The 6,033-nt window shown below is 72.5% G+C and carries 4 protein-coding genes; 2 read left to right on the forward strand and 2 right to left on the reverse strand.

Going from position 1 to position 6,033, the window contains the following annotated elements; all coding sequences use genetic code 11:
- Positions 1 to 110: 110 nt before the first annotated feature.
- Positions 111 to 1,955, reverse strand: coding sequence for a TIGR03767 family metallophosphoesterase (locus tag ABZ656_RS35715; protein WP_360273603.1), 1,845 nt, complete (start codon positions 1,953 to 1,955; stop codon positions 111 to 113).
- 396 nt (positions 1,956 to 2,351) lie between these two features.
- Here ABZ656_RS35715 and ABZ656_RS35720 point away from each other — a divergent pair, with 396 nt between their 5' ends.
- Both ABZ656_RS35720 and ABZ656_RS35725 read left to right on the forward strand, forming a co-directional pair.
- A complete protein-coding gene (locus ABZ656_RS35720; protein ID WP_101407918.1) occupies positions 2,352 to 4,730 on the forward strand; it encodes a beta-galactosidase in 2,379 nt (792 codons plus the stop codon).
- 91 nt (positions 4,731 to 4,821) lie between these two features.
- Complete coding sequence (locus ABZ656_RS35725) at positions 4,822 to 5,907, forward strand: LacI family DNA-binding transcriptional regulator (RefSeq protein WP_101407919.1); 1,086 nt, start codon at positions 4,822 to 4,824, stop codon at positions 5,905 to 5,907.
- Here the strand turns inward: ABZ656_RS35725 and ABZ656_RS35730 are convergent.
- The coding region (locus ABZ656_RS35730; protein WP_360273607.1) for a hypothetical protein at positions 5,844 to 6,033 on the reverse strand (190 nt) is incomplete at its 5' end. The two genes, ABZ656_RS35725 and ABZ656_RS35730, sit on opposite strands and share 64 nt — an antisense overlap.

A 6,033-nucleotide genomic window follows, 5' to 3' on the forward strand; every position in this document is an offset into this window, starting at 1 on the left:
ACAGCACGGGTACGGCGCGAAAACTATGACCGCCGGTGACTCGTGTCAATGAAATGAACAGGAACCGCCGGCACCCCGACAACAACCGAAGGAATCACGGCAAGGACGGTTTACGCCGCCGCCGGCCCGCCCGCCACCACCAGTTCCGCGTTGCGGTCCCCGGCACCGCCCGCCCAGCCCTCCTGGACGCCGCCCTTCATGCTCTCGGCAAGGCCCGGAGCGTTGTAGGCCACTTCCCGGTACAGGGAGGCGAGTCCCACCGCCGACAGGTCGTCGAAGTCCGGGGCGGTGCGGTGCGGCGCGGCGGACTCGACGAGAGTGGTGAACAAGGACACCGTCCCGTCCCCGTTGTCGGTCAGCTCGATCAGCCGGGCGTGGTGCGGATAGTCCACGTGGGAAGCGGTGTTGACCTCCCAGAACGAGCGGGCGGGCGTCGCGTGCGGGTGCGGCGTGATCCGGTTGACGTGACTGTGGCCGTTGATCCAGGCCACCACGTTCGGGAACCGGCTGAGCAGGGCGATGACCTCGGCTCCGTCGTGACGCGGCTCGTCCGTGCGGGCGGCGTCGGGACGGCGGGTCATGCTGGGGCTGTGGTGGTGGCTGAAGACCAGGATGTGGGCGTCGTCGGCCCCGGTGTTGCGGACGAGCCGGCCGTCCGTGTCGTAGGACCGGGAGCTGTGCGCGGCCAGGGTCCTTTCCAGCCAGCGGAGTTGGTCGCTGCCGAGTGAACCCTCGTAGTGGCCGCTGCGGTACGTCGTGTCGATGCTGATGCCGAGGACGTTCTCGGCCACCTTGAAGGAGTAGTACATCCGCTCGCCGTCCAGGTTGTCCTGGGTGTAGCCGTGGCCGACCGGACCGGCACCGGCGTGGGCGGGGTCGAGATGGGCGGCCAGATAGTCGTGCGGGGTGCACAGCCGGCGCCGCTCGTCGGCGGTCACGGTCCGCGCCGAGGCCGCGTTCCTCGTCAGGATCGCCTTGAGCACCTCGCTCTTCGGATCGTCGCCCGACCCGAGCGCCTTGGCGTAGGCGGCCGCGTCCGCGGCGGGTACCGACAGCAGTTTGCGGGAGCCGACGGCGAAGTCGTTCAGCGCGGGCGACAGACAACCGCCGGGCAGATCGTCGTGGTTGCCGACCGTGGAGTACCAGGGGATGCGCAGCCCCGGGCTGGTGATCGGGCGGGTGGCCGCGTCGAGGAAACCGGGGATCAGGGGCAGCCCGCGCCGCTTGTCCAGATCGCGCAGGTGGGGGTCCCCGGGGTGCCAGTACAGGGGGAGACCGGAGTTCTGGGCGCCTTCGTACGCCCGCGGGTCGCCGGTGTTCGGCGTGATCCGGCCGCCGCTCATCACGGTCAGGAACCACTCCAGCTCGATCGCGGAGTTGTTGTCGACGTTGTCGCCCGTCGTCATCACGAAGGCGGGGCGCAGCCTCGTGTTCGGCCCTCCGCCGAGCGCGTTCACCTGCTCGACGAGCACGACCGCCCCGGCCACCGTCAGCGCCTCCTGCGCCCGCCACGACGAGGCTCCGCGCGAGCGCAGGAACTCGGTGCGCAGCGGGTTCTGTACGTCGGCGAGATGGAGGTCGGTGAACTGTACGAAGCACGCGAGCGGGGTGCGCCGGTTTTGACGCCCGGCGCCGGGCGTGGCGAGCTCCTTACGGACGACCAGGGGCCAGCCGGGGCCAGAGACCAGCCGCCGGTAGGTGCCGGTGTGGGGGCTGCCGCCGAGGCGGGCCGTCGTCTCCAGGGTGGTCACGGCGTACGGCGCCGCCCGCGGGGTGCTGCGGGGCGGCCGCTGGACGACGCTCCGTGCGGCGGGCTCGACGGCGGGGTGCCGGCGCTGGCGCGGCAGGAGCGCCCCCGCGCTGGTACCGGCGACGCCGGCCGCTGCCGTGGCGCCTGAGGCGAGCAGAAATCGACGACGGTTGACGGCGGCGGATACGGGTTCGGTTCCGGCCATGGGGCGACCCTCCGGTGCCTCCGAGCGATTCACTTGCTGGAACCACTCAGCCAGGCCGCGGGGACACGGGCGTGGCCTCGCCGTGAACGCCTCCGGAACAGGCGGAACGCCATTTGGCCCCGGTGTTTCCGAGGGCGTCGCCCGGCCCGCGGGAGGTCAGGCGGTGACGCGGACCACGGCGTTCCGGGGCCGTTCCGCCATCGCCCCAAAGTCCCTTGACGCGCGCCATGTTACCGATAACATCACTGGGTCTGGGAACGCTCCCAAGCCCAGGTCGAGAACGAGAACGGGAACGGGCGAACGCACCCATCGCGCCCGCACCGGATTGCACCGCACCCGCACCCGCACCCGCACGAAGTCGACGCCCTCCCCCCAACCCGGACCGGAGAAGTCCCGATGCCGCATCTCCTGCGCGTCCCAGCGCCCGCCGCACCGCCCCTGACCGGCCATCTCCCCTTCGCCGACGCCCCGGGGGCGCCCGACCCCATCGAGGTGACCAGCCGCTACCTCACGCGCGGTGGCCGCCCCTGGTTCCCGGTCTCCGGCGAGTTCCACTACGCGCGCTACCCGGCACGGGACTGGGAGGAGGAGCTGCTGAAGATGAAGGCGGGCGGGGTCACCGTCGTCGCCAGTTACGTCATCTGGATCCACCACGAGGAGATCGAGGGCCGCGTCCGCTTCGACGGCGACCGCGATCTGCGGCGCTTCGCCGAGTTGTGCGCCCGGCACGGCCTGGACTTCATCCCGCGCATCGGCCCCTGGTGCCACGCGGAGGTCCGCAACGGCGGCTTCCCGGACTGGCTGCTCGCCCGCACCCGCGCGCCCCGCACGGACGACCCCGCCTATCTGGAACCCGTACGCGGCTGGTTCACGGCGATCGCGGAACAGCTGCGCGGACTCGACCGGGCACACGGCGGTCCGATCGTCGCGATCCAGATCGAGAACGAGCTCTACGACCAGCCCGGCCACCTCCTCACCCTGAAGCGGATGGCCCAGGAGGCGGGCCTGCGCGCGCCGCTGTGGACGTCCACGGCCTGGGGCGGGGTCCAACTGCCGCCCGACGAACTGCTTCCGCTGTACGGCGGCTACACCGAGACGTTCTGGACGGAGGCTGACGGCGGCTGGCCGGACACCTGCCGCAAGCACTTCTTCTTCACCCATCAGCGCGACGACGAGGGCATCGGCGCCGACCTGCGCCCGACGACCGTACGCGGCGGCGACCCCGCGCCCACGGACCGCTTTCCCTGGGCCACCTGCGAGCTCGGCGGCGGCATGGCCGTCGCCTACCACCGCAGGCCGCGCGTCGAGCCCGACGACATCGGCGCGCTCGGCCTCACCAAGATCGGCTGCGGTTCGGTCTGGCAGGGCTACTACATGTTCCACGGCGGTACGAACCCGGCCGGTGAACTCACCGCCCTCCAGGAGTCCCACGCCACCGGCTACCCCAACGACCTGCCCGTCCTCACCTACGACTTCCAGGCACCGCTGGGCGAGTACGGCCAGGTCCGGCCCTCGTACCACGCACTGCGCCTCCAGCACCTGCTGCTGGCCGACTTCGGCGACCTGATCGCCCCCATGGAGTCCGTCCTTCCCGAGCGGCAGCCCGCCTCCCAGTCCGACCGGGACACCCTGCGCTGGGCCGTGCGCGGCGACGGCACCTCCGGCTTCCTGTTCGTCAACAACCACCAGCCGCACGAACCACTGCCGGCCCACCCCGCCACAAGCTTCACGGTCGACTTTCCCGACGCTCCCGCTCTGACGTTGCCCAGCGCCCCGATCACCGTCCCGACCGGCGCGTACTTCTGCTGGCCGCTGCGTCTGAACGTCGCCGGTCTACGGCTCGACTGGGCCACCGCCCAGCCGGTGTGCCGGGTCCAGGACGACGGGCGTACGGTCCTGGTGCTGGCCGCCACCGACGGCGTTCCGGTCGAACTCGCCCTGGACGCGGGCACGGTCACGTCCGTCGACACGCCCTCCGGAGCGGTCGACAAGGCCGACGGCCGTGTTCTGATCACCGGTCTGCGTCCCGGCACCGACGCCCTCGTCCAGGTGAGGACCGCGGACGGGAACGACACGGGCCTGCTCGTCCTCGACGCCACCACCGCGCGCACCGCCTACCGGGGTACGGCATGGGGCGCCGAGCGGCTGGTCCTCTCCCCGGACAGTGTCGTTTTCGACCAGGACGAACTGCGCGTGCACAGCTCCGCGTCGCGACCCTCCTTCGCCGTACTGCCCACGCCCGCACGGCCGTTGACGGTGGCCGGGGCACCCCTGTCGGCGACGGCCGACGGCGTGTTCACCCGCTGGACGACCGAGGAATGGGCCGACGGGGACATCGCGCCCGCCGCCACCCTCGTGCGCCCCGCGGGCCCGCCACCCAAGACCGCGACCGGTCCCCTGGGCCGGGCGAGCGCCCCGGCGGACGAACACTTCGCCGTCTCCGCGGCCGAGTACCACGTCAAGCTGCCGGACGACCTCCCGCACCGGCCGTCCGGCACCGTCCTGCGCGTCCACTGGACCGGCGACGTGGCCCGCGCGTACGTCGGAGACACCCTCGTCGCCGACCAGTTCTTCTCCGGACGCGTCTGGGACATCGGCCTGGACCGGCTCCCCGCGGCGGCCCCGCGCAACCATGGGCTGCGGCTGCTGTTACTGCCCCTGGCCGCCGACGCTCCGGTGTATCTGCCCGAGCGGGCGGGTGACGTCACGGGACGGGCGGCGGTGTGGCGCGTCGAGTGGGGGACCAGCCGCGCCTGGGCGGTCCGGGCGGGCTGACGAAGGAGAGGCGGGCCCGGCGGGCCTATCCTGTGGGCCTGCCGGGCGGATCGGGACAGACCACCGCCGAGACGTCGGAGGACGCGCCCCCATGACCCGAGGTGCCACGGACGGCGCCGTCCCCCAGGGAACCGAGGGCCCCAAGGGACGCAGCCGGCGCAGCTTCGCGGGGGCGCGCCCGGTGATGGACGACGTGGCCCGGCTGGCCGGTGTCTCGAAACAGACGGTCTCCCGGGTGCTCAACGACAGTCCCGCGGTGCGGCCCGAGACCCGGGAGGCGGTCGTGACCGCCATGCGCACGCTCGGCTACCGGCCGAGCCGCAGCGCGCGTTCCCTGGCCAGTGGCAGGACGCGGATGCTCGGGGTGATCTCGTTCGACGCGGCGCGCTACGGGCCCGCCTCCATCCTGACCGCGATCAACTCGGCCGCCCAGGAGGCCGGTTATCTGGTCAGCTCCATCGCCCTCGACACGGCCGACCGGGACACCCTGGTGCGCGCCGTGCACACGCTGTCGGCCGAGGGGGCGGACGGTCTGCTCGCCATCGCACCGCAGCGCTGGGTGGGCAGGGCTCTGGCGGAGGCGGCGCTCGACGTCCCCCTGATGGTCCTGGAGAACGACCTCGGGGACGACGCGTCCTACGTCACCGCGGACTCCCGCGACGGGGCGCGCCAGGCCACCGAGCACCTGCTCGAGCTCGGCCACGGCACGGTTCACCACATCGCGGGCCCCACGGGCTGGCTGTCCGCCGAGCGCCGCCTGGAGGCGTGGCGCGACACCCTTCGGGCGGCGGGGGCCGACGTCCCCGAGCCGCTCATCGGCGACTGGAGCGCGGACTCCGGGTACGCGCTGGGCCGCCGGCTGGCCGGGCTTGCCGAGGTCACGGCGGTGTTCGCCTCCAACGACCAGATGGCGCTCGGCGTGCTGCGCGCCCTGCACGAGGCCGGGCGGCGCGTTCCGCACGACGTCAGCGTCGTCGGCTACGACGACATCCCCGAGGCCGCCCACATGCTGCCCCCGCTGACGACCGTGCGTACCGACTTCGCCGCGACAGGCCGACGTTCGCTCCAGCTGCTGCTGTCTCGCATCGACGGTTCGGCGAGGCCCCGGATCGATCACATCGAGCCGGTCCGGCTCGTCGTACGCCGCAGCACGGGCCCCGCGCCGCGGATGCCGTAACGCGCCAGAGCAACGACGCGGATGCCGTAACGCGCCAGAGCAACGACGCGGATGCCGTAACGCGCCAGAGCAACGACGCGGATGCCGTGACGCGCCAGAGCAACGACGCGGATGCCGTGACGCGCC

The organism is Streptomyces sp. NPDC007095 (genome assembly GCF_040634475.1).
GTDB lineage: Bacteria > Actinomycetota > Actinomycetes > Streptomycetales > Streptomycetaceae > Streptomyces.

Coding starts and splice junctions, on each gene's coding strand:
- ABZ656_RS35715 (WP_360273603.1), bottom strand. CDS start 1,955: ATGGCCGGAACCGAACCCGTATCCGCCGCCGTCAACCGTCGTCGATTT.
- ABZ656_RS35720 (WP_101407918.1), top strand. CDS start 2,352: ATGCCGCATCTCCTGCGCGTCCCAGCGCCCGCCGCACCGCCCCTGACC.
- ABZ656_RS35725 (WP_101407919.1), top strand. CDS start 4,822: ATGACCCGAGGTGCCACGGACGGCGCCGTCCCCCAGGGAACCGAGGGC.